Consider the following 24,942-nt stretch of genomic DNA (forward strand, 5'->3'; position numbering starts at 1 on the left):
AGGATGGTAAGGCGAGATTTTGACCCGCCCGGGGTAGGCACCTGTCTAGGTTGGCTGAAGAGCCTACACGCCATCATGAGAACCGGACATTTTGTGGATTTAACGGCCAAAGTCAAGGTCGGAGAGATAATTTCCAAAGCATCTTAGATTTCGTGTAATCGTCCGTACTTTTGTGCGACACAAAACGCTATAGTTAACTTTTAAATCTGCCATTTGATTAAACACTATGATCAGTTTTCGTCGATTTGCCTCAGACCCCACCGCATTCACTCTTAAATCCTCTAAAAACTTAACAAAGTTTTGTGCAGCAGTATCGTTTGCGTTGTTTGCAACCAGCTCGGTTTACGCCGCCACATTATACAAGTGGACTGACAAAGACGGAGTTACTCATTATGCCGAACACCCGCCAACGAATGTGACCAATGCGGAGAAAATACGCTCGAATGTCGCGCCCGGTAATAGCCCTGTGCAATATCAATCGCCCACCGCCCAAGCCGAAGCTAAGCGTCAACAGGCGGCTCAGGATGAGTCTTTAAGCCCAGAAGAACAGGCCGCTAAAAAGGCTCGCTGTGATATCGCGCGTAAAAATCTGGAGTCGTTGAACACCTTTGTGCGTGTTCGAGAGAAAGATGAAAACGGGGAAATTCGCTTTTTAAGCGAAGAAGAAGTGAACGACCGCAAAGAGAAGTTTAAAAACGTACTCAATAAAGAGTGCGGCGGCGCTTAATTACGTTCTTGGCAAAAATAAAACTTGGTAAAAAAATAAAAAGCGCGGATTACTCCGCGCTTTTCAGGTTTGCGTCAAGCTAACTACAACCCTGTTACTCTCGATCAAAAGAGAGTTTTTCGCCATCCAAACCAACCCGAATGGTATCGCCTGCATAAAATTTCCCAGCCAACACATGTTGAGCAAGTGGGTTTTCAAGCAACTGCTGAATAGCTCGTTTCAGCGGCCTTGCACCATAAACCGGGTCAAAACCCGCGGCACAAAGCTTTTCCATTACAGGTTCGGCAATTTCGATGCCCAAATCTCGATCAGCCAAACGTTTGCGCAATCTTTGCAATTGAATATCGGCAATACCGCGTATTTGATTCATCGATAGCGGATCAAATACCACAACCTCATCAATACGGTTGATAAACTCTGGGCGGAAATGATTGCCTACTACCTCTAGCACCGCACTTTTGATCAACTCTGGGTCTGAAGTCGCTGTCGATCGAGACATCTCCTGAATAACATCAGAACCCAAGTTCGACGTCATAATAATCACGGTGTTGCGGAAATCGACAGTGCGACCTTGACCATCGGTTAAACGGCCATCTTCTAATACTTGCAGCAAAATGTTGAACACATCGGGATGCGCCTTTTCGACTTCATCCAACAACAATACCGAGTAGGGTTTACGGCGCACGGCTTCGGTTAAGTAACCACCCTCCTCGTAACCTACGTAGCCGGGCGGTGCACCAATGAGTCGAGCCACGGAATGTTTCTCCATAAACTCAGACATATCAATGCGAACCATGGCGTCTTCGGTATCAAACAAGAACTCCGCTAACGCTTTACAAAGCTCGGTTTTACCAACACCGGTTGGCCCCAAAAACAAGAACGAACCGTTGGGTCGATTTGGATCAGCCAAGCCCGCTCGACTGCGACGCACCGCGTTCGACACAGCTTCAACCGCTTGTTGCTGACCAATCACACGATTGTGCAAACCGTCTTCCATGCGAAGTAGCTTTTCGCGCTCACCTTCCAGCATTTTCGCCACGGGAATGCCCGTCCATTTCGAAACTACTTCCGCAATTTCTTCATCGGTGACCTTGTTGCGCAGCAACTTCATTTCTTGGGTTTCAACTTGCGAGGCCATTCCCAACTGTTTTTCCAGATCTGGAATGATGCCGTACTGCAATTCGGACATTCTGCCCAAATCACCGGCGCGGCGTGCTGCTTCTAAATCCAATCGCGCCTGCTCCAACGCGCTTTTTATTTCTTGAGAGCCGTGTAACGCAGCCTTTTCTGCGCGCCAAACTTCTTCTAGATCGGCGTATTCACGTTCTATATGGCTAATATCATCATCGATTTTGGCTAGGCGTTTTTTCGAAGCTTCGTCTTCGTCTTTCTTAACGGCTTCGCGCTCGATTTTTAACTGAATCAAACGTCGTTCTAGACGATCCATGGATTCAGGTTTAGAGTCGATTTCCATTCGGATTCGACTGGCGGCCTCGTCGATAAGATCGATGGCCTTATCGGGCAATTGGCGATCGGTAATGTAGCGTTGCGACAACTTAACCGCGGCGACAATTGCCGGGTCGGTGATATCAACACCATGGTGCAGCTCGTAGCGTTCTTTTAAACCCCGCAAGATTGCAACCGTATCTTCTTCACTGGGTTCATCGACCAACACTTTTTGGAAGCGACGCTCCAGAGCGGCATCTTTTTCAATGTACTGGCGATATTCATCCAGCGTGGTCGCACCCACACAATGCAATTCACCGCGCGCCAACGCTGGTTTGAGCATGTTGCCAGCATCCATAGCGCCTTCAGCCTTACCCGCACCGACCATGGTATGGATTTCATCGATGAACAAGATCACCCGGCCTTCTTGCTTGCCAAGTTCGTTTAAAACCGACTTCAAACGTTCTTCGAATTCACCGCGGAACTTGGCACCGGCAAGCAACGCCCCCAAATCCAATGAAAGCAATCGTTTGTTCTTAAGACCTTCGGGCACTTCACCGTTGATAATACGTTGCGCCAGACCTTCAACAATGGCGGTTTTACCCACGCCGGGTTCACCAATTAGCACCGGATTATTTTTGGTACGACGCTGTAAAACCTGAATGGTACGGCGAATTTCATCGTCCCGTCCGATCACTGGATCAAGCTTGCCAGCCTCGGCGCGCGCGGTAAGATCAACCGTGAACTTTTCTAAAGACTGACGATTACCTTCTGCATCTGGATTATCCACAGTTTCCCCTGCACGAACCTTGGTAATCGCGTCTTTCAAACGCTGTTGCTGACCAAAGTTTTTCAGCGCCTTGCCCAAACTACTGTTGGCGTCGTCCAAAGCTGCAATCAGCAGGGATTCGCTAGAAATAAATTTGTCGCCCGCTTTTTGCGCTTGTTTATCAGCAAGATTAAATAAGCGCACCAACTCAGGCGACATGTGAATATCACCGGTAGGATTTTGAATTCGAGCGAAGTTTTCGAGGTCTTTTAGTAACGCATTGCGCAAACCGGTTACATCAAAACCAGCCTGGGCAAGCAATGGTCGAACCGAGCCACCTTGCTGGTCTAGCATGGCTAGCAAGGTGTGGGTGGGCTCAATTTGGTTGTGATCTCGACCGATCGCCAAAGATTGCGCATCGGCAAGAGCTGTTTGTAATTGGTTCGTTAAACGATCGATTCTCATAACATCCTCTAGCAGCCCGCTTAGGGCGAAATCTATAAATACAGCCGTTTAAGGCATCATTGATTCACTAAATGGGAGTTCAGTGGAGAGAATACAAGTTTGGGAATGGATATTTATTTGATTTGTAGCAAAAAATATAGTAGGCGAAAAACCTTGAAAATCAATGCTGCGTCCCAAAACCCTCCGCTTAGGCGCGCCATCGCGTCTTTCAGCCGAGTCGATAAAACGACGTGACGTAGTAAAGACTAACTTATTTTCCAAATTAGACTGGCAAATCGGCCACTTTGAGGATTCTGCCGATGGGAATACCAGCGATCGTCAGAGAAGGTACAATAATCTCCACCGTAGATCTGCTGAACGCCTAAAGCGGTCAATTGAGCTTTAGCGATCGCGTACAAATCGAGCTGAAATTTATTAGGCTTAAGATTCAAACTCGCCGTAAAACTACCTTCTAACGCATCGGCAAAGGAATTTTTGGTTTGTTCTGAATACGTTGATAAATATTGATGGCTAAATTGTTTGCCACGAGCCAATACCTGATCAATCACTTCTCCGCCAACCTCGTAATGCAATTGACTGATACCTGGGCCTAAATACGCGATTAAATCTTGGGCAGGTTGAACAAATGCATTAATGGCTCGACCGAGAATACCATCGGCTAAGCCGCGCCAACCAGCATGAACTGCTGCCACTTGAGACCCATCGGAGCTTGCCAAGAGTATCGGTAAACAATCTGCGGTTAAAACCGCACAAGCCTTATTCAGCGCAGCTGTTATCGAGCCATCGGCCTCGACTTGATCTGCTTGAAAATCAGAAACCGCATCGAGATCGACAACTCTTAAACCATGCACCTGTTTCAACCACATAGGTTTAGAACCTACCAAGTATTGCTCTAAAGCGAATCGATTAGCTGCGACGGCTTTTGGGTCATCCTCTACATGAACCGCTAGATTAAATGACTCACATCCGCCGACGCTAACACCGCCCGATCGAGCGGTGACCAAGGCTCGAACATTGCTCGGCCAAGGCACGGCAGGCTCATAAACAAACGATGGCTTCACAGGTCTTGATTATATTCTTTGGTGTGTTTACGCAGTGCCTGCAATAGCAAATCAAAATCTTCCGGTAACGGTGCCTGCCACTGCATGTACTCCGCCGATTCAGGATGAATTAGGCCCAACTGTGCTGCGTGTAATGCTTGTCGAGGAAAACTCTTTAGAACTTCGATAAGTTCGTCGGTGGAGCCTTTAGGAATTTTGAATCGACCCGCGTAGGTATGATCACCCACCAATGGATGACGAATATGCGCCATATGAACACGAATCTGATGGGTACGACCGGTTTCGAGCTTCAATCGAAGATGCGTATGCCCCACAAAACGCTCCACCAATCGATAGTGAGTAATCGCTTCTTTACCATCACGAACAACTGCCATCATGGTTCTCTGTTTTGGATGGCGACCAATTGGCTCATCAACACAACCACCACCTGTCATGGTGCCAATAGCAATGGCTTCATATTCACGACTGACAGATCGCTCCTGTAACTGTGCGATTAGATCGTTATGTGCTGCCAGAGTTTTGGCGACAACCATCAAACCCGTGGTGTCTTTATCAAGACGATGAACAATTCCCGCTCGCGGCAGCAGCTCTAAGTTTTTATTATGATTCAAAAGCGCATTCAATAAAGTACCCTGGTGATTACCTGCAGCAGGATGAACCACAAGACCAGCGGGTTTATTAATCACCAGCAGGTGATCATCCTCATAAACAATATCCAGATCGATCTCTTCGGCCTGCCACTCGCCTTTAGGCTTGAGTTCGGTTTCGAGAGAAAGCAATTCACCACCAAACAGCTTGTCTTTGGCTTTTGCGGCTTTTTGATTGACTTGAAGCTCTCCAGACTTAATCCACTCTTGCAATTGCGAGCGTGAAAAGTCGGGAAACAGTTGTGCAGCCACCTGATCCAATCTGGAACCACGATGTTCGATTTGGGCAGTTGCCGCTTGAGAGATTTTTTCTGAGGACGTCATGGGATTACAACAAAGTTAAACGTGCCATAATAGCACTAAGTGATCTTTTTAACCCATTGCCTCTATTAGAAAGCATCGATTTGTGTCTAAGTCCAAGCGATGGGTTACAGAGCTTTTGCTCAGCTTTCTCTATGATATCACTGAATAGAAACCTGACTCGATGAGTCTTACTAAAAACCAAATCTCTGCTTGGGTCTTATCAAGCACTGTGATTAAATATTGCTCTGTGTGAACTTGGTCAAGGTTGACATACTCAAAGCATTTGATAAAACAGCCTAATAGAGTTCGTGATTTGAATACCAATCACGCACCTCAGTATAAATGCTTGTGGCTTAACACTTACTTTTTTGTTTTTGATGAAAGAATCTATGCGTATTACTTCAATTGTTGTGGCTTTTTCCTTGTTACTTTTAAGCGGATGTTCTCTGTTTGGTTCAAAAGAAGATAAAACCGAAAAAATCGGCGAAAATACCACCGAAAAACTGCTTTATGACGCAGCCCAACGATTTTTAAGATCAGGTCAATGGGACACGGCTATTCAAAACCTGCAACTGCTTGAAGAGAATTTTCCGTTTGGCAACTACGCAGAACAAGCTCAGCTTGAATTGATTTACGCCTATTACAAAAGCTACGAAGTAGAAGCTTCAATTGCTGCTGCCGATCGATTCATTCGCCTGCACCCGCAACACCGACAAGTTGACTATGCCTACTACATGAAAGGTTTAGCGACCTTTACAGAAGGCAAGGGTTTGTTTGAGCGCTTTGTACCAACTGATCTAACTCGTCGTGATCCCGGCCCGGCCCGTGAATCTTTCGCGCACTTTTCACAACTGTTGGCTAAATTCCCGAACAGTACCTACGCACCCGATGCCAAAAAGCGCATGATTTATTTGCGTAACCTTTTGGCGCGCTACGAAATTCACGTTGCTAACTACTACTTCGAGCGTGGTGCTTACTTAGCCGCCGCAAACCGTGGCCGCTATGTGGTTGAAAACTTCCAAAAAACCCCAGCGGTACCTGATGGCTTGGCGGTTATGGTTCAAGCCTATAAGTTTTTGGGTAAAGATGACTTGGCCGAGCAAAACCGCGAGGTTCTTGCACAAAACTATCCTGAGCATCCTGCTTTAAATAACGATGGCAGCTTCAAATACGCGGATTCAAGTGTTGATGATGATCGCTCTTGGTTGAGCACCTTAACATTAGGTCTGTTTGAAAAACCCGATACACCAGCCTACGACTCACGGGAAATTTACAACTCCGTTTATCTGGATAAACCGCAACAGGTTGCCAAACAAGATAACAAGCAAGCCGAACAATCTCGCTCTTGGGCAAGTAAACTGAGCTTCGGCCTGTTTAACTAAGGCTCAAAATCAACGTATAAAAAAAACCGGCTTTTGCCGGTTTTTTTATGTTTAAGATTTACAGCGCATACTTGCTCTTATTCACCAATTTTCCAACCGTTGGTAATTGGATAACGGCGATCGCGACCAAAGCCTCTTTGACTGATACGTGGCCCCACCGGTGCTTGACGTCGCTTGTACTCGTTGATGTCCACCAAGCGTAAAACTCTACGTACGGTGTCTCCGTCAAAACCCGCGGCAATGATAGTGTCCGAGCTTTCGTCCAGCTCTACGTAACGATACAAGATCTCATCCAACACCTCGTAGGGAGGAAGGCTGTCTTGGTCTTTTTGATCCGGTGCCAACTCCGCAGATGGTGGTCGCTCAATAACACTGACCGGAATAACCTCACTGATGGTATTACGGTATTTAGACAGCTCGAACACATCCACTTTAGGCACGTCTTTTAAGACATCAAAGCCGCCAGCCATATCGCCATAAAGAGTCGAATAACCTACAGCTACTTCACTTTTGTTACCGGTTGTAAGCACCAGATAGCGTTTCTTGTTGGAAATCGCCATCAAAATCACACCGCGAATACGCGCTTGCAGGTTTTCTTCGGTCGTATCTCGCTCAGTACCGGCAAACTCTTCGGCAAGGCTTGCCATAAAGCTGTCAAAGGTCGCTTCAATACTGATCGATTGATAACGAACACCTAAACGCTGAGCTTCATCAGCGGCGTCATTTTTGGAAAGATCACTGGTGTATCGAAAAGGCATCATCACCGCTTCGACACGGTCTTTACCCAATGCATCTACGGCTATTGCCAAGGTCAACGCCGAATCGATACCACCAGATAAACCAAGCACAATGCCTTTAAAACCATTCTTATTAACATAGTCGCGCACACCCAAAACCAGAGCGTTGTATATGGACTCTAGCTCATGCGGTACCGGTGATGATTCAGCGGGCGATGCCAACAGAGAGTCACCGCGTTGCAAACTCACGCAATACAAGCCTTCTTCAAAAAATGGTGCCTGATAAACCTTTGCACCCTTGGCATCGACCACCATGGAGCCGCCATCGAATACCAATTCGTCTTGCGCACCCACAAGATTGGTGTAGATCACCGGCATCGAACCTTCTAGAGCGCGCTGTTCAAGCAGGTTTTCTCGTTCGTTTGATTTTCCACGATGGAACGGTGACGCATTTAGGTTAAGCATAAACTCCGCCCCTGCGGCTTTCGCCTGAGCCATGGGTTCTGAAAACCAAATGTCTTCACAAACGGTCAGCGCAAACTTAGCGCCAAAAAGCTCGAACACACAAACTTCGCTTCCGGCGCTAAAGTAACGCTTCTCGTCAAACACACGGTAATTGGGTAAACATTGCTTGCGATATTGCGCAATTAACTCACCGTTAAAGATTACCCCAGCCATGTTATACAGATGACCATCGATCAGCTGTGGATAACCAACCACCAAAGCAATATCACCTGGAGCTTCGTTCTTTAGCGTTTCTAGGGCCTTAGAAATACGAGTTTCTAGGCTCGGGCGCAATAACAAGTCTTCTGGCGGATAGCCGATCAAAGACAGCTCCGGAAAGACAATAATATTGGCGTGGTGAAGATCGCGCGCACGTGTTGCAGCGTTTAACGTCTTTTCGACATTTCCTGGAATATCACCTACCAGAAAATTCACCTGCGCCATCACTAGATTAATCGCTGCTTTGTTTTCTATCACTTAAACCACCATCACAACTAAATTACGACAAAACAGACCTAGTGAATTCAGAGCCCGCTTCGCTACGATCCATTCACACCCTCGAAAATAGCACCGGGGCGAACATTAAAACTGGAGTAATTGTAACACTTTGGCGCTGGAACTCATTCTGCCATTGCACACAAGAAAATTAGAAACGGAGGAAAAATGTTTCAGATCTGGATCTACTGTTACAATCTGCGCCAACAGTAATAAGGCTCGCTAACTATGCATCGCTCTGATATCTCCAACAACAGCTACGGTTTATTGCGAATTTATACCTATTATCGTGTCGCGCTAGGCAGTTTATTTTTACTGCTATACACCACAGATTTACTGGATGATGTGCCGGGCGAATTTAACCGATCTCTATTTTTGTACGTCACCAGCGTCTACACCGGTCTCAACATACTTATCTTGTTACGACTTTGGATCGCTCGTATTGAACCTTCCACCGCACAGGTGATTTTTTATCTCATCATCGATGTGTTGGCATTGACCACCATGAGCTACGCCAGCGGCGGAATTCAAAGCGGTATTACCTATCTGCTGATCATTACTACAGCCACCGGCGCGATATTCTTGCGAGGACAGTGGTCGTTCAGTATCGCTGCCTTCGCAGCTCTTGCAACCTTAGCGGAAAGCATCATCTCTAACGTAACCAGCAAAGCCGATACCGCCGATTTATTCTCAGCAGGTGCTCTCGGTATTTTATTTTTTGCGACCGTTATTTTATTCCACTATTTAACGCAACGAATTCGCGAAAGCACGGCGGAAGCAAAAGACCAAGCACATCTTGCAGCGAAGGCCATCGATATTTCCCAACAAATCATTGCGAGAATGCGCACCGGAGTAATTGTTTTCGACGCCGAACACAACATTCAATTAATTAATATCGCCGCAGAAAAACTCCTTGGCCTCGACATTCATACACCCAACTTGGAAGAGGCCAACCTACAAACCCTTTCAGACATTCCTGTTGTTGCCACGCATTTTGAAAACTGGAAAAAATTTCCCAATCAACAATTAAAACCCATAGTCGTTGAAGATTCTAAAAGTGAAGTGCGAATTAATTTTGCCAAGCTGAGCGAACCAACTAATCCGGGCACCTTGGTATTTATTGAAGACCACCGCCAACTGGCACAAGAAGCGCAAAGACTGAAACTCGGATCATTAGGACAGCTAACGGCCAGTATCGCCCACGAAATTCGCAATCCATTAGGCGCCATTAGTCACGCCGCACAACTGTTAGCGGAAGCACCCGACCTCAATCCCGCCGATCAACGCCTGCTCGACATTATTGTCAACCACACCAGACGCGTGAATCTGATTATTGAAAACACCCTACAACTCTCGCGTCGCAGCCAGAGCCAAGCCGAGGTTGTTGATTTGGTCGAATGGCTGCCTAAATACATAGAAGATTACAAGCTCACCAACCAACAACAGGTTCGACCAGAAATTGACTTGGAAATCATACAGTTAGAAGAACAGTCTATACTCGCTAAAATAGACCTGAATCATCTGCGCCAAGTGCTCAATAACTTACTAGACAATGGTTTGAGATACAGCTTTAAAAAAACCGGTCACTATCATATGAAATTAATTTTAAGCACCCTGCATTCTAGCGAACTCGCTTGCTTAAAAATAATCGATGACGGCCCCGGAATTAATGATGAACACGTCGACCATATTTTCGAACCGTTTTACACCACCGAAAACAGCGGTTCGGGCCTTGGTTTATACATTTGTCGTGAGCTTTGTCAGTTAAACCAAGCAGCTTTGACCTATTACAAAAACGACGCCCAGCAAAGCTGTTTTCAAATCAATTTTGCTCACGCCCAACAGGTATTTTAATCTCAGGTAATACATATGCCCCACCACGCGCTGATTATTGACGACGAGCCAGACATTCTCGAACTACTCGATATCACCCTATCGCGTATGGGTATTGTCGCCTTTAAAGCTAAAGATATTCACGCCGCCGACGAACAGCTCGAAAAAAATCGTTTCGATTTATGCCTTACCGACATGAAATTGCCCGACGGCAACGGCATTGATTTGGTGAAAAAGCTGCAATTAACGCAACCAAAGCTGCCAGTAGCGGTATTTACCGCTCACGGCAATATGGATACCGCCATCGAAGCAATGAAAGCCGGTGCGTTCGATTTTATTAATAAACCTGTCGATTTAGAACAACTCCGAGCACTGGTCAATTCCGCACTGAGTTTATCAAGCGCCGAACCAGAAAGCGTTGTAAACGATAGCGAGCTTATTAAAGGACAATCTAAAGGTGTTATCGAGCTAAAAGGCAAAATCAAAAAGCTCTCAAGATCCCAAGCACCGGTATTTATCTCCGGCGAATCCGGCAGCGGTAAAGAATTGGTAGCCCGCTCTATACACCTGCAAGGCCCACGCGCTGAAAAACCGTTTATCGCCGTCAACTGCGGAGCAATTCCCAGCGATCTTGTAGAAAGTGAATTTTTTGGCTACAAAAAAGGCAGCTTTACCGGCGCTCAAACCGACAAGCAAGGTTTGTTTCAAGCGGCTAACGGCGGCACCTTATTTTTAGATGAAATTGCCGATCTCCCCTTAGACATGCAAGTTAAACTGTTGCGGGCAATTCAAGAAAAAGCCGTGCGAGCCATTGGCGATTCTGTCGAAACAAAAATTGACGTACGCATCTTAAGTGCAAGTCACAAAGATTTACCCAAAGCCATCCAAGACGGATTATTTCGAGCCGACTTGTATTATCGAGTAAACGTAATTGAAGTATCCGTACCACCGCTTCGCGAACGTGAAGGCGATATTTTATTACTGACCGATTATTTTCTGAAAAGCTTCGCCGAAGAAATGCAGACTCCCCAAGCGAACCTATCAGACTCCGCCAAACAAGCATTGTTGAATTATGACTTTCCCGGAAATGTACGTGAACTCGAAAATATTCTAGAACGCGCTTTTACCCTGTGTGATAACAACGAAATTACCGAACAAGATTTGCAACTGTCACCCATCTACAAAGAACAGCTACCAAAATCCACAAAAAGAAACGGAGATGCTGGACAAATTGCAGGCTACGATGGAAGTGTTTCGATCGACGAATATCTCGAAGAAATTGAAAAAGAAATATTGCTCAGCGCACTGGAAGAAAATCGTTGGAATCGAACCTCTACCGCAAAATCGCTCGGCATCACCTTTAGATCGTTACGTTATCGCCTAAAAAAACTGGGCTTAGATAACGACTAAATTATTTACCTGCCGGTAGATCAAATACTACCGGCACGAGCACAAAATTATACAGCCGCAGAGCTGAGATAATTCTGCTAACCGACGTAAGTGCCACGAATTGGATAATTGTTTTCAGGGTTACGAATAAAAGTAATTCCTCCAACAATCATACTAAGATCAGGACGCAAGAAAGGTGCATTAGAAATATCAACAAGATGAGCGCTGCCTTTTTCATTCACAACAAATAAACCGGGCTCAGCAAAAATGTGATCGGTTTCTTTTTCTGATCTAGGCTCAGAAATATACAGTCCCAACGCTTGCATTTGCTCAATGCTAAGACCATAACCAACGGGATATTCCGGGCTTACTAATTCCATTTGCATTTCTGCTTGTTCTTTAGAATCGGCAGAAACCACAGCTACAGACACTTTCAGTGCTTTTAATTCTTTAGTAAGACCGTTTAGTGTTTTTAAATAATTCGTGCAAATTGGGCAGTGCTTACCACGATAGACAACTATCAAAGACCAATCGCATTCACCCTCCGCTTTACCAAGAGTTAACTCACCACCACCCAATTTAGCGACGGTAATTGAGGGGAAAGTATCACCGGCAGACATTTTTGTCATAATTCAAGTACCTGTTAATCAATTAAACGAAAAGTAATTAAGTTAATTTAGAAATAATCAACTTCAAAACGCCAAGTTGAACTCATAACACCCACCGGTGACAATCACAAGCCTTAGCTGTTGATGTTGAAATAGATTCAACATAAATGTGATAAACCCTAAAGAAATTAAGAGATAACACAACATACTCAGATATTTAAAATCAAAACGGCTATAAAAAACCAGTAGTTTTATCTATTTTTGATAGATTCAATAACACGCATTTTTATACAAGGCGTTTTTATAATAACGCCGTTAAAAGATTGGAGAATTTTAAAGAGGAGAAATTTAAGAGAAGGGATAATTTTAAAAAAAGAACAATTCTTTAATTATGTAGCGGTACAAAATTAGGTAAAAATTCAAACAAAAGAAACACTACAGAAACGCAGAAATTATCCCTAAAAACTGCGCCGTAATTGGAGTATAAAAAACTCTAATTAACTTAGAGTTTCCTTCAATACTAAGAATGGGTCATCAATTTCAAGAACATTAAGTGATTAAAATTGTGAAGAAATTGAACATTACATTTTCAATCTCTTCACAGCATTTAATTAACTTATTCTAAAAACGGTTTTGGACCAAAACAGCCGTGCACTCTTGGCTTAGTAAACTGACGAGCTGGTTCTTGCAATAAATCACCAGCAATTGGCCAAATCATTTGTACGCCGGCATAAACCCCGGTAGGCGCGTTTGCAAAGGTAGCTGCCGGAGAAGCACCGTAAAGCTGGCCGTCCCAGTGATAGAATCCAGCCACAAAACTGGTACACGAACTAGCACCGGTTTCACAAGCTCGGACAAGATCATATGGCACTTCAAATTCTTTAAACGCACAACCTTCAGAGTTGGTAACCGCCACATTTGGTACACCGCCTAAAGGAATAACATAACCTGACTCTTCAGAACTCAGAGGTGAATAGGCACCGGCATCCCAGAAAGTATAGACAGCATCAGGGAACGCATCGCGAATGGTGATACGCACAACTGAGGTACCATCATCTTTAGATTTCACGGTTAATAGGCCATTAATTTGTTCCCACTGACCAACGGTTGGGTTTTCAACCAAACCCTCGCGACGAGTAGGCTCCGGCTCAGCGGGACCTTCAGGGAAAGAAGGAAGAACAACGCGATCATCAACGCTGCCAAATCCAAAAAAGTTATTGCCAATATTACCTAATGGTTGATTCACTAAGCTTTGGTCAATTGCACCACCAGGATTAAAGAAATCTAAAAAACCACTGGTTGTTGCAATTAAAGTACTGCGATCGGTTTCAGGGGTGATGATGCCAGCATCAATGGCGTCTGGATTTGGGTCTAAAAAGCCAACCTCACGAGGTGTTTGGAATAACTGGCCAATAGTTGGAGAAACACTGGAATAATCGCCAATTCGGCTACCGTTATAGAAATTCACACCGTGCGCAGCATAACCGGTAAAACTGGTTACCTGCGCCTGTACAGAAACTGCTGTAATTGCACTAAAAACACCTAAAGCTATTTTATTTAATTTCATGTAATGCACCTATTGCCATACTGCGTTAATTAAAAATATTTTTAAATACAAAATGATTTAATGTCACAAATTCTGGTAAAAAAACCTTGTTTAAATCATTAATAAATTAATCAAGGTTTATTAAAAACAGCCAACAAAGTTAGTAAGGTATTCAAATACCGACCTATTAAAAATACCCTTTCATTTAACTGATAGTTTCAAAATTAACGCCCTGAAACCAAACCGCACATGCTAAACTGGTGAGGACATTCATCTCAGTAGAAAAGGAGCAACCCATGCCATTTATCAATGTAAAACTTATAAAAAATGAAAAAAATAAAGCTAAAAAAGCCGAACTTATTCGACGCTTGACCGAGGTGATGACCGAAGTTATGGATAAACCACCTGCATCCACACATGTCGTAATTGAAGAAATTGATGCGCAAGACTGGGGTGTAGCCGGAATACAGATTTCTGAACGCTAAGCTAATATCCAATAATCTAATCTGGCCTGTTTTAACTTACATGTATTCATAAACAAACAGCCTCTGATTAATGTATTTCTGATTTAATCAGAGGCCAAGCTTGAAAAATACAACTCCAGATACGTTCAAAACCTTAATAGCGTATTATTAATAAAGTACGCGTCTCTAGATTTCTGAAGGTTCTTAATTAATCAGAGTTTTTAATCTAAGAATGGACGTGGTCCGTAGCAACCATGCACTCTGGGTTTACCAAATGCGGTAGCAGGTTCTTGTAAATTCTTACCGGTAACGTTAAAGAACATGTGAATACTACCGACGATACCCGTTGGCAATCCGGCAAAATTACCGGTAGGTGCAGCACCGTATAGTTGGCCGTCCCAATGATAAAAACCGGCAATAATATTGGTACAAGAAGTTGCACCTACTTCACACGCTCTTGCTAGATCGTAAGCAACATCAAATTCCTTAAATAAACAGCCGTTTTCATCCGAAACAGTAGCGTTAGGAATACCACCTAAAGGCACAACGTAAGTTTGCTCGTTCTCGGTAAGAGGGTCGTACTGACCTAAATCCCAAAAGCTGTAAACTGCTTCTGGAAAACCATTGCGCATAGTAATTCGCACGGTAGAGGTGCCATCTTCGTGTGAATCAACGGTTAAAATACCATTTACCGTTTCCCAATCAGCAACAGTGGGAAATTCGTTGGCATCATTAACACGATAGGCAACCGGCCTCTCCATAGCAGTGTCTGGAAAACTGGCTGGAACAGCACGATCTAAAACTGTCTCGAAGGCAAATGCACTGCTGCCAATGTCACCCAATGGCTTATTAACAAGGTCTGGATTAACAACGTTATTTGGGTTAAAGAAATCAATAAAATCCGTTGTTGTCGCAATTAATTCCGAACGATTGGTATGTTCAGTAATAACGCCTGAAGCAGACGCGCCATCAATAAAATAACCAACTTCAATGGAAGGATCGGCCAAAATAGCACTTTTTGGAGCAACTTCAGAGAAATCAGCAATTACATTGCCATTATAGGTATTCACACCGTGAGCAACATGGCCAACAATACGAGTAGTTTCAGCTGTAGCCATTTGAGCTGTAATTGCCGCTATACTAACGCAAATTAATTTTCCGAATTTCATGATTATTTCCCAATGTCCATTTATTTTTAAGTAATTGTCCAAACACAAAAGAACAATAAAGCAACAATAAACGAGCAATTGATTACGCAATATACCCATTAAAATGAACATCGAGTTTAATAGTAAATTGTAATTACATTGTTTAATTTATGCTAGGATCAAAGACTCCGCCGCAATAAACTTTCCTACAATTACGTACAAATAAAGAAATAATCACGAAGATATTATTTCTTTATAAAAATAAAATTTCAAATAAATATCTGGATATTTTCAGAGAAATTAAATTAGAAAAGATAAGAAACAAGAAGGGAAAGATAGAAAAAATCGAATAAAAAAACGCGGGGCAAAACCCCGCGAAATAGGAAAGGACCGAAACACAATACAAAAAAACTAACCTGCTAATTGAGCCTTATTTTCGATAACATGAGAAATAATTGACTCTAAGGTTACAAATACCGTTGGTGGCAATGACTCGATATCAATCGCCAAACCGTATTGTTTCTCTAAATAAACACGCAATTCAGTTTGAGTTAGACTATCTAGGTTTAACTCATCATCAAGATCAACGAAGTCGATTTGAGAAATCATTAATACATTTTTAAAACCATCACGTAATTCTTTTTCGATTGTTTCTTTTTCAGAACTCATAACACTAAATCCTAAATTATTGATAAACAGCTGACGCGCTCTTCTTACCGGTTGCGGTACGTGGAATTTCATCGACAAAAACGTACTCGGAAGGTATTGCCGACTGCGGTAATTTATCCAATAGCGCTCTACGAACTTCACTAATATCGATATCGATACTGGTTTTAATAAACGCTTTGGCTATTTGTCCGCGAGTTTCACAACGAACACCGCGAACGTTAGCGTCAACAACGCCGTTAATTCGTCGCAACACTGACTCGACCGAAGAAGGGAATATCTTCTCACCATTTTGCACAATCATTTCTTTCGCGCGGGATACAAAGAATAATTCGCCATCAACCACGTTAAATAAATCTTCGGTATGGACCATGTTCTCTTGCCAATCTGGCATAAAGTAACCTTGCTCAACACCGTAGTAATAACCCAACATACGAGTGTCTGTGCGTACTAAAAGCTCGCCGTATTCGCCTTCAACATCGTGATTATCGATAATCAATTCGCAACCTGGTAAGGCTTCGCCTAGGGGTACAATTTCCGAATCGGGAACCACTCGATTATCAAATCGCCACGTGGCCACACGTGGACCAGCTTCCGTTAAGCCGTAGGTGCTGTATAGTTCACATTGTGGGAAACGTTGTTGCAATTCGCGAGCAATATGACCAAACATGGCATCACCGCCAAAGGTCATCACACGCAAACTCGGCACGTTCATATTTAATTGCATGGCAAACCAGGGAGTTAGTGATAAAACAGATATTTTCTGCTCATTCGCCCACTCTTCGGTTAAACCCGATGCATTTCCTAAAAATACAAACTTAGCACCAGCGGCCAAACTTCCCATTAAATTAGCGACTAATCCGTAGCTGTAATAAATTGGTAGAAATCCAGCGATGGTGTCAGTACTGCGTAAGCCAATCGCATCAGCGTGTTTTTTAGCGTTTTTCAGTACAGAACTTACATTATGTAAAATGGCTTTTGGCTCCCCGGTAGAACCAGAGCTGAATACCGCAATATTTACATTTGCCATTCTTTCATCTTGATTGGCTAAAGTCCGGCTAAAATGTGGGCAAAAACCAGCGGCAAGTTTACCAGTTTGCAAGCGCTCTACTCGCACGCCTTCACCTAGGCTTGCTTGTAACGCCAATACCGACGGCTTATCACCAAAAAAAGCTCCGATACCAAACTTTTTAATAATACCATCACACTTGGCAATAGGATCGTGAGGATTACCAACAAACACCACACCACCAGCTTTTAAAACAGAAAATAACATAACAACGCTGGCCACGTTGTTACTTAGCCGAACAAGACAGGAGGTTCCTGCTTTAAAGCCTGAGTCGATAAGTTCTTGGCTTGCCGATAAAACTTCTTTTAAAAACTCTTCGCCTGTCACTTCCGATTTTTGATCTGCTAGTACTACACTTTTGATATTTCCGACGGCATCTAAAAATGCTTGAATCGTCATGAATAAGACCTCACCTAGAATTTAGAGTTAAAACCAGAAGTCCCACAAAGCTCTTAATTTATGAATTGGTAAATATTGGCCAATTCACTGTATTGCTCAAATGCCTTAAACGGATCAATTGAAGAAACCCAAGGATAATCTAATAAGTTTGATTGTAATTTCAAAAGCCAGTTATTTTCATTGGCTGGAAATGAAACCATATCTAAAATAGTAATTTCTAATCGCGCTACCTTTGCTTGTTCTTCTTCAGTAAAAAACCAATTGTAGTAACCAGCACCAATGCGAGTATTAAGTGTTTCTCTCTCGATCATGGTAACTAGCCAACGTTGATTTTTTACCGATTTTTTTGAATACAGCTTATTGATATCCGAATCAATGTAGTAGCTTTTTACATCCTTGAATTTATCATGAAACTCGCCAAACATTTCTATCGAAATATTTTTTGCACCAGTAATAATTTCTGGAAAATAAATATTGCTAGGTTTGATATCAAATACAACATCCGCATTTTGACTGAACACAGACTCTAGTACATCTGCCTTGATGTTATCTTTGCCATCCATGTATCGTTCTAATAAAAAACGCGCATCGTTTGCATTCATATCATTTACATCCTAAATAATAATTCGATTAATAATTCTGAATTAAATCCAAATACCATCGTACACTTTTGGATTTGCCCGCAAAATCAACGACTCAACTTCAATAGCGGCTTTAAATGTTAAGCCGTATTTGTTGGGTTCTTTATAATGTTTAAAATCGCGAACTCGGCCTTCCATTTTTACGCGCATCGTCTTGCCTTCACCTTTATCTAAGGCCCAGACGGCAAAATCTAAAACACAACCCGGCGGAATCGGATGACCATAATTGCCTTTAATTTCTTTAAATGCAGTGAAGTCGCCATTTAATGGCCCAGTCATCGCCGAGAACAATAAGGTCGCAATCTGATTGATGTCTTGGGTTAGGTTGGTACCCGGATACATTGCCGCGTCAAAAAAGTGACCCGCAAAGACAGGATCAGAAATTGAAATCCCTCTTACCGCGTGCACCCAGCCTTTTTCGAAATCATGATCAGCAATCCAATCAACGCCTAGCGCCGGATGTGAATGTCGCAAATATTTTTTACACTCAGTGTGGCCGATCATCCCATTACCGTGCCCGCTTAATTCATGAACTATATAATCAAAACTCATTTCTTCGTTCATAGCACAGCCTTTTTCTGGTTACATAATTTAATTAGTCTGCAAGCAACAGTGTCATTTGCGTAAATGCTTTATCGCGCAAAGGAATTAGCGCTGCGTATTCCTCACCATAAGCAAAATCTTTAAGACCTTCTTCAGTTTCAAATTGCACAACCATAATGACTTTGGCTTCGAAACTACCGGTTACAGTTTCGGTTGCAACGGAACGTGAAGCGATGGAGCCGCCAAATTTTCCTAAAAGCGCTTTCACGCCAGCGCCATATTCTTCTGCCGCTTCTTTGCCTTCTGGATTGGGATTTGATAAAACAATTAACTTAGTTGCCATGTACGTTTTCCAAAATTTATCGATAATAAAAATGTCGTGCCGCACAAGGCAGCACGACAAAAAACCTTATTTACCGGCGAAAATGCTTCGGTAAGGTGTTTTACAACCATGAACAGGACGGCCAAATTCGGTCGCAGGCGCTTGTAATAGGTCGCCGTTGATTGGCCAAACCATTTGGTTGCCTGCGTATAGACCCGCTGGCGCGTTTGCAAAAGTACCCGCAGGTGATGCACCATAAGCTTGACCATCAAAGTGATAGAAGCCTGCTACATAACTGGTACAAGATTCCGCACCACTTTTACATTCACGAGTTAAATCGTAAGGAAGAATAACTTCACGGAATACACAGCCTTCGGCGTCGGTACGAACAACGTTAGGAATACCACCTAAAGGTACCGCGTAACCGGCTTCATTCTCGGATAACGGGAAATTCGAACCTACATCCCATAAAGTAAATACTGCATTGGGGAATGCATCGCGTAGCGTAACGCGTACTGTGGTTGTGCCATCATCATTTACCACTGCTGTTAACACACCACGTGCGGCTTCCCACTCTGCAACGGTAGGAGCTTCATTCACACCTGCAGAGCGATAAACGGTTGGGTTACCACTGATGGTTTCAAATGATGGCGGTACGATACGATCATCAACTGCGGTAAAACCAAAGAAGTTGCTGCCGATTTGATCTAAAGGTACGTTCAGTAGAGATAAATCAATTTCGCCGCCTGGATTAAAGAAATCTAAAAAGTCGCGGGTAGTTGCAACTGGCAAAGAACGATCAGTATCAGCGGTAATTACACCACCGTCGGTACCTTCTGGAGCTCCTTCGATGAAAACACCAATTTCACGTGGAGCTTCAAATAACCACTCAACGCCTGGAGAAGTATTCGAATAGTCCGCAATTAACTCGCCGTTATAAACGTTAATACCGTGAGAAATATAACCTGGAAATACTTGGACTTTTTTATCAGCAAATGCAGCTGACGCAACAACCAAGCTCAGCGCAGTAACTCCCGTTTTTACGAATTTCATTTTTTGCTCCTACTTCCTTTTAATTAAAATCTAAGAATATTTTTCAGCGTGGATAATTTCCACCTCCAACTGAGCCGAAACCTTATACGAAAGACTTAATAAGGGGTAACCCCAAATAATCGAACTTAGAGTTACGTTTTTTTGAACACAATCTTAAACACTCTATAAATTAGATTTAATTATTTTTTTTCAAACGAAAAGGCAAAAAAACGCACCGAAAAAAACAGCCTATAAATTTAAAAATTAAAATATCTGTAACATTAGGGTCGAACTTAAACAAAAACCAACACCTTAAGATTTATTAAAAATCTCACCTTGCTCACCAAATACTAGGCTTTCTTACAGGAAAAAAATCATCGGCTTCAAAAAAGCAATCAAAACAAGAACATCCGTGGTGCATTTAAAGATTTAACTGCACCAAATAATATTTACACAGCAAAGATATTAAGTATTTTGCTCAACAACTTGTCACGAATAAATAACAGAAAAGTCAAAATATAAATTGGGCCAAATTAAGACAGTCAATCTTAAAAAGCACCAAAATAGGAAGATTAGAAAGATCTGGTAGAGATCGATAAAATGATGAAGATCAATTTTTTAAAAAAAATATTCTCAGAAGTATTTATTCTTCAAAACATGAACCATACCTCAGAAGAAAATCAAATAATTCACACTTACATGGAATTACTCAAAATATCCATTACACACGATTTCAACTCTAAACAGGCCTACTTTTACAATAAAAACAAATAATACCGTTTTTTAGAATATTATTAATTGGCGAATTAAAGACAGAACAATTGGCCTTCGATATATCGGAAATCGAACATTTTTGCATTTCTTATTTTTAACGATCGTTACTGAACAATTTAATACGCTTAACCTATTAGTAGGGAGGCAGCGAAATTTTAATACAAGTATCGAAACCGTAACCAATCTTTAACAAAAACCGGAATAAATTACACGAAAAACTCGCCAATCGATGATTTACCGAAAAAACTCTGAATAAATTATGGAAGGTTCATCGGAGCTCTCTAACCCCTCATTTAGAGAGAAGCTCAGATGTAATGACGCAACAGAATAGCTAGAGGTAGATTTTAAATTTGAACAATTGATGAGCGCCACCCAAGATCTAGCGATATCTAAAGCTCACTCTCATCAATCGATCATTAGATGAGGCGTATTATTAACGTTTAAATAACGTATTGTTTTTTTTGCGGAATAATTTCCGCGATTTTATTCTCAACACTATCGATAAATGTTTTAATTTTATTCGGCACCTTGCCGTGGTAAGGATGCACTGCATAGATAGGCCATTGAGTGCACTTTAAATCGGGCAATATCCGAACTAATCGTCCTTCATTTAAAGCATTTATGACGTAAATATCTGGCAAGATAGCGATTCCCATACCCAGCTCGACCATTTTAAAGGCAGCAGGTAAAGTGTTCGCTCTCATATCTTGAGGGAAGTCAAATATCTCAACATCACTATTACACGAGTGCACAAAACTGTATTGTGGCTTTATTTGCTGCCAGCCAGTTGCAATCCATTTGTGTTTATAGAGATCTTCGACACAATTGATTGGGTCGTGTCGCTCAAGATATTGAGGCGATGCACACAAAACGTCGTTAATGGTGCCGATATTTCTCGCGCGATAATTACTATCGCTGAGCTTGCCAATGTGAATTGAGATATCAATATTATTTTTAATGAGGTCCAGCGGTTTATCATCCGTAATTATACACGGCTGAACATTAGGAAATTGTTCACAAAAACTTTGTATAACAGGAATAACAACGTGCTGTTCTAGCGAATGCGGCGCTGTAACTGTAAGCGGCCCTTTGGGCTGATGATCGATTTCTTGTAACTCATTAAACGACTCAACTAAATGCGTGTTTATTAAATTACAGTATGAAAATAGACGCTCTCCGGCCTCGGTCAATTGAATACCACGTGTAGAACGATTCAACAACTGCACTTGCAACCGCTCTTCTAAACTTGTGATATGAAGACTAGCGCCGGATTTTTTTAATCCAAGTTTTTTGGCTCCCTCAGTAAATGAGCCTTGTTTGGCAACCTCTAAGAAAATAATAAGTCTAGGTAGGTCTTTTAAATCGTACATAAAACTAATAAAAACCCCGAAAAGGTAATGCCAAATTTAAGCTCGCAAATACGAATTACGCGAACACTAATAGACGTACCAACATGAATTACATCAAATTAGGCTACCTAAAAATCCACCGTTTAAAGAGAGTGAGATTAGGTCTTTTAGATCATCAAGAGTATTATGCCTTGTTAAACGCTCGGTCAAAATAGTAAAGAAATTGCGATAATAATACAACCACGCAATTTGGTGCAGATATTATAGATTTTTGTTCTAAACAAAACTGTTAATACATCCGTTCTTTGACAGGTATTGATAAGACAGTTCGGATTGTTGTGCTTAGTCAAATTCTAGCTGCTATTATCCTGGCCACTATTAATAAATGGTGTTTCTAATAAGCGCTTGGCTTGACACGTCGGCTTGCATATTTCGGTTACTACTTGCATATTTCGGTTACTAATAGTACGGAAGCGTTTCGGCTCGCAGATGGTGTTAAAGCTAATCACAAAAGCAAAGAATTAGCACTTAACGCTTTAGTCACAGCCACTGAAAATAGCGAACACGTCAAAATTAAAAAATGATCTCAATATTTACAGGCTATCTGCGTAAATAATATTTTTAATCCAACTAAAAATTTTGTAATAAATTTTGGTTTATCGCCCTTTAACCAACCAACTAATTGGTAGATTGGTCAGCTAATTTCTATAGCAACAGAATTAACGTGTCGGAGATCGGAATAATGGGTGCTTGATTGGATAAAATCACGGAATCTAAAAATACGCGTCTGAATTTCATAATAATTTTATTCACATGTAACCGTTGAAACTGGCGACACATCTTCTCGTTGCGAGAAAAACTCTAGGAACCTCTGATTAACTCATCCTTGATTTAATCAGAGGGACACATCCTTGTGTAGCGAGAAACTCTAGGTTAATTAGAGTTTCCTTATTATTAACGTTGTTCAATCTTTAAGATTGACGTGTTAATAGTCGATCAGTTTACTGGGCAACACGCAAAAAAAACGGGCTTTAGTAGCCCGTTTAATTATCCGATGATTTGAGAGAATTCGTACATTCTTAGTTTATTGAAGCGCTAAGCCAATTGCGTTTCACCGGAAGTTTCTGGTCTTTTTGCAATTTTAATGTTGAAGACTGCGAAAATAATGCTCATCAGTGGGCTGATGATGCAGAAAAATGCGTACATGAAATAATCACCGGTCGCGACATTGAGTACACCGGCGTGATAAGCTCCGCAAGTATTCCAGGGAATAAGCACAGACGTTACCGTACCGGAGTCTTCTAGGGTGCGGCTTAAGTTTTCGGGGGCAAGGCCTCGCTCACGGAAACTGTCGGCATACATACGACCGGGAAGCAATACCGCGAGATATTGATCAGACGCCGATAAGTTCGTTACAACACAGGTTCCGGTGACTGCGGTTACCAATCCGCTGACCGATCGCACACGACTCACCAAAGCGGTGGTAATGGACTTAAGAAAGCCACTACTTTCCATTACGCCACCAAATGTCATGGCCGCAATAATCAACCATACGGTACCTAACATGCCGTGCATACCTTTAGAACGCAGTAATTCATCGAGAATTTCATTGCCCGTTTCGATGCTCACTTGCCCGTACAACGCTTGCATAATTCCGATATAGTGGAGATAACCTTCAGCACCGTAAGCAAGACCCGCATTGCGAATCGCCTCTTCTTGGAAGATAAACGCAAACACAGCGCCTAACACGGTACCTACTAACAAAGCTGGCAAAGCAGGAATTTTTTTAATAATCATCACCAATACCGCCACCGGCACCAACATTAGCCAAGGTGTAATATTAAATTTAGCGTCTAATAAGGTGATAATTTCGTTGATAGCTTGATCGTCTAGCTGGTTGGCATTGCCAAAACCCAAAATGCCAAATAAAAGCAGTGTGATTAATATAGAGGGAACGGTTGTTAGCATAAGGTAGCGTATGTGCGTAAAAAGCTCGCTACCAGCTGAAGCCGACGCTAGGTTAGTAGTATCAGAAAGTGGTGACAATTTATCACCGAAGTAAGCGCCAGATAAAATAGCGCCGGCAATCAAACCGGGATTAAGTCCTAACACTTGGCCAATGCCCATCAGGGCAATCCCAATCGTCGCTGAAGTAGTCCAAGAGCTACCGGTGAACACCGAAACAATCGAGCAAATTACGCAAGCCGCTAACAAGAAGATGTCTGGTGTTAGGATGTGCAACCCGTAATAGATCATGGTTGGAATAATACCGCTGATCAACCATGTTCCTGATAAGGCGCCGACCATAAGCAAGATAAGTATCGCGGGGGTCGCGAGCTTTATGCCTTTTACAATCCCATTCTCTAGATGCTTCCAGGTGATGCCAATGGAAATGGCTAATAATGCAGCCATCGCCGCACAGGCAATCAAAATCATCTGATTTGAGCCACTGACAGCATCATCACCAAAGATATAAACATTGATTGCAAGCAGGGCAATCAAAATCACAATGGGAACGATGGAAATACCCACGCTGGGATTCTTACTCATAACGATACCTAAATTACTTTGGCTAGATTTCTACTGACGCATTCAAGGTTTACTTGGCTTCAATTTAAACCTC

The 24,942-nt window shown here is 42.5% G+C and carries 20 protein-coding genes; 5 read left to right on the plus strand and 15 right to left on the minus strand.

The genetic code is table 11. From position 1 onward, the window contains the following. The first annotated feature begins 226 nt into the window (after positions 1 to 226). The gene (locus ACYQ28_RS12795) at positions 227 to 727 is read left to right on the plus strand and encodes a DUF4124 domain-containing protein (RefSeq protein ID WP_460050339.1); all 501 of its coding nucleotides are present in this window, start codon (positions 227 to 229) and stop codon (positions 725 to 727) included. A gap of 94 nt (positions 728 to 821) precedes the next feature. On the opposite strand, the gene clpB is transcribed toward ACYQ28_RS12795, so the two are convergent. From clpB to rluD, 3 genes are all read right to left on the minus strand, one after another. Then, entirely contained in the window at positions 822 to 3,407 is a 2,586-nt protein-coding gene (clpB, locus tag ACYQ28_RS12800; RefSeq protein WP_460050341.1) for an ATP-dependent chaperone ClpB, read from the minus strand. A 245-nt stretch (positions 3,408 to 3,652) separates the two neighbouring features. Beyond that, positions 3,653 to 4,468: a peptidoglycan editing factor PgeF gene (gene pgeF / locus ACYQ28_RS12805; RefSeq protein ID WP_460050343.1), complete on the minus strand. Its 816-nt coding sequence runs from the start codon at positions 4,466 to 4,468 to the stop codon at positions 3,653 to 3,655. After that, positions 4,465 to 5,439, minus strand: coding sequence for a 23S rRNA pseudouridine(1911/1915/1917) synthase RluD (gene rluD, locus ACYQ28_RS12810; protein ID WP_460050345.1), 975 nt, complete (start codon positions 5,437 to 5,439; stop codon positions 4,465 to 4,467). The genes pgeF and rluD overlap by 4 nt, the downstream gene beginning before the upstream one ends. A gap of 368 nt (positions 5,440 to 5,807) precedes the next feature. Here rluD and ACYQ28_RS12815 point away from each other — a divergent pair, with 368 nt between their 5' ends. Next, positions 5,808 to 6,800, plus strand: coding sequence for an outer membrane protein assembly factor BamD (locus ACYQ28_RS12815; protein WP_460050346.1), 993 nt, complete (start codon positions 5,808 to 5,810; stop codon positions 6,798 to 6,800). A 77-nt stretch (positions 6,801 to 6,877) separates the two neighbouring features. Here the strand turns inward: ACYQ28_RS12815 and ACYQ28_RS12820 are convergent, their stop codons facing one another. Next, positions 6,878 to 8,518: an NAD+ synthase gene (locus ACYQ28_RS12820; protein ID WP_460050348.1), complete on the minus strand. Its 1,641-nt coding sequence runs from the start codon at positions 8,516 to 8,518 to the stop codon at positions 6,878 to 6,880. Positions 8,519 to 8,764: 246 nt separating this feature from the next. Here ACYQ28_RS12820 and ACYQ28_RS12825 point away from each other — a divergent pair, with 246 nt between their 5' ends. Beyond that, complete coding sequence (locus ACYQ28_RS12825; protein WP_460050350.1) at positions 8,765 to 10,390, plus strand: sensor histidine kinase; 1,626 nt, start codon at positions 8,765 to 8,767, stop codon at positions 10,388 to 10,390. Positions 10,391 to 10,405: 15 nt separating this feature from the next. Then, a complete protein-coding gene (locus ACYQ28_RS12830; RefSeq protein ID WP_460050352.1) occupies positions 10,406 to 11,779 on the plus strand; it encodes a sigma-54-dependent transcriptional regulator in 1,374 nt (457 codons plus the stop codon). A gap of 77 nt (positions 11,780 to 11,856) precedes the next feature. Here ACYQ28_RS12830 and ACYQ28_RS12835 read toward each other — a convergent pair whose 3' ends face one another. Beyond that, the gene (locus tag ACYQ28_RS12835) at positions 11,857 to 12,387 is read right to left on the minus strand and encodes a redoxin domain-containing protein (protein WP_460050354.1); all 531 of its coding nucleotides are present in this window, start codon (positions 12,385 to 12,387) and stop codon (positions 11,857 to 11,859) included. Between the two features lie 595 nt (positions 12,388 to 12,982). Beyond that, positions 12,983 to 13,933, minus strand: a complete 951-nt coding sequence (locus ACYQ28_RS12840; protein ID WP_460050356.1) for a hypothetical protein — start codon at positions 13,931 to 13,933, stop codon at positions 12,983 to 12,985. A 275-nt stretch (positions 13,934 to 14,208) separates the two neighbouring features. On the opposite strand from ACYQ28_RS12840, the gene ACYQ28_RS12845 reads away from it, so the two are divergent. After that, positions 14,209 to 14,397 carry a 2-hydroxymuconate tautomerase family protein gene (locus ACYQ28_RS12845; RefSeq protein WP_460050358.1) on the plus strand — a complete coding sequence of 63 codons (189 nt, stop codon included), beginning with the start codon at positions 14,209 to 14,211 and terminating at the stop codon, positions 14,395 to 14,397. Between the two features lie 200 nt (positions 14,398 to 14,597). Here ACYQ28_RS12845 and ACYQ28_RS12850 read toward each other — a convergent pair whose 3' ends face one another. From ACYQ28_RS12850 to nhaC, 9 genes are all read right to left on the minus strand, one after another. Beyond that, positions 14,598 to 15,545 carry a hypothetical protein gene (locus ACYQ28_RS12850; RefSeq protein ID WP_460050360.1) on the minus strand — a complete coding sequence of 316 codons (948 nt, stop codon included), beginning with the start codon at positions 15,543 to 15,545 and terminating at the stop codon, positions 14,598 to 14,600. Between the two features lie 390 nt (positions 15,546 to 15,935). Next, a complete protein-coding gene (locus ACYQ28_RS12855) occupies positions 15,936 to 16,193 on the minus strand; it encodes an acyl carrier protein (protein ID WP_460050362.1) in 258 nt (85 codons plus the stop codon). Positions 16,194 to 16,209: 16 nt separating this feature from the next. Next, the gene (locus ACYQ28_RS12860) at positions 16,210 to 17,658 is read right to left on the minus strand and encodes a class I adenylate-forming enzyme family protein (RefSeq protein WP_460050364.1); all 1,449 of its coding nucleotides are present in this window, start codon (positions 17,656 to 17,658) and stop codon (positions 16,210 to 16,212) included. A gap of 53 nt (positions 17,659 to 17,711) precedes the next feature. Further along, positions 17,712 to 18,260, minus strand: coding sequence for a hypothetical protein (locus ACYQ28_RS12865; RefSeq protein WP_460050366.1), 549 nt, complete (start codon positions 18,258 to 18,260; stop codon positions 17,712 to 17,714). Between the two features lie 42 nt (positions 18,261 to 18,302). Further along, positions 18,303 to 18,863 (minus strand): hypothetical protein, encoded by a 561-nt coding sequence (locus tag ACYQ28_RS12870; RefSeq protein ID WP_460050368.1) that lies wholly within the window; start codon positions 18,861 to 18,863, stop codon positions 18,303 to 18,305. A 31-nt stretch (positions 18,864 to 18,894) separates the two neighbouring features. After that, the gene (locus tag ACYQ28_RS12875) at positions 18,895 to 19,185 is read right to left on the minus strand and encodes a DUF1330 domain-containing protein (protein WP_460050370.1); all 291 of its coding nucleotides are present in this window, start codon (positions 19,183 to 19,185) and stop codon (positions 18,895 to 18,897) included. Between the two features lie 66 nt (positions 19,186 to 19,251). Continuing rightward, on the minus strand, positions 19,252 to 20,217 hold the full coding sequence (locus ACYQ28_RS12880; RefSeq protein ID WP_460050372.1) for a hypothetical protein: 966 nt from the start codon (positions 20,215 to 20,217) through the stop codon (positions 19,252 to 19,254). Between the two features lie 1,193 nt (positions 20,218 to 21,410). Then, positions 21,411 to 22,340, minus strand: a complete 930-nt coding sequence (locus ACYQ28_RS12885; RefSeq protein ID WP_460050374.1) for a LysR family transcriptional regulator — start codon at positions 22,338 to 22,340, stop codon at positions 21,411 to 21,413. A 1,074-nt stretch (positions 22,341 to 23,414) separates the two neighbouring features. Continuing rightward, positions 23,415 to 24,869 (minus strand): Na+/H+ antiporter NhaC, encoded by a 1,455-nt coding sequence (nhaC, locus tag ACYQ28_RS12890; protein WP_460050376.1) that lies wholly within the window; start codon positions 24,867 to 24,869, stop codon positions 23,415 to 23,417. Positions 24,870 to 24,942: the final 73 nt, after the last annotated feature.

This window comes from Sessilibacter sp. MAH1 (assembly GCF_054658315.1).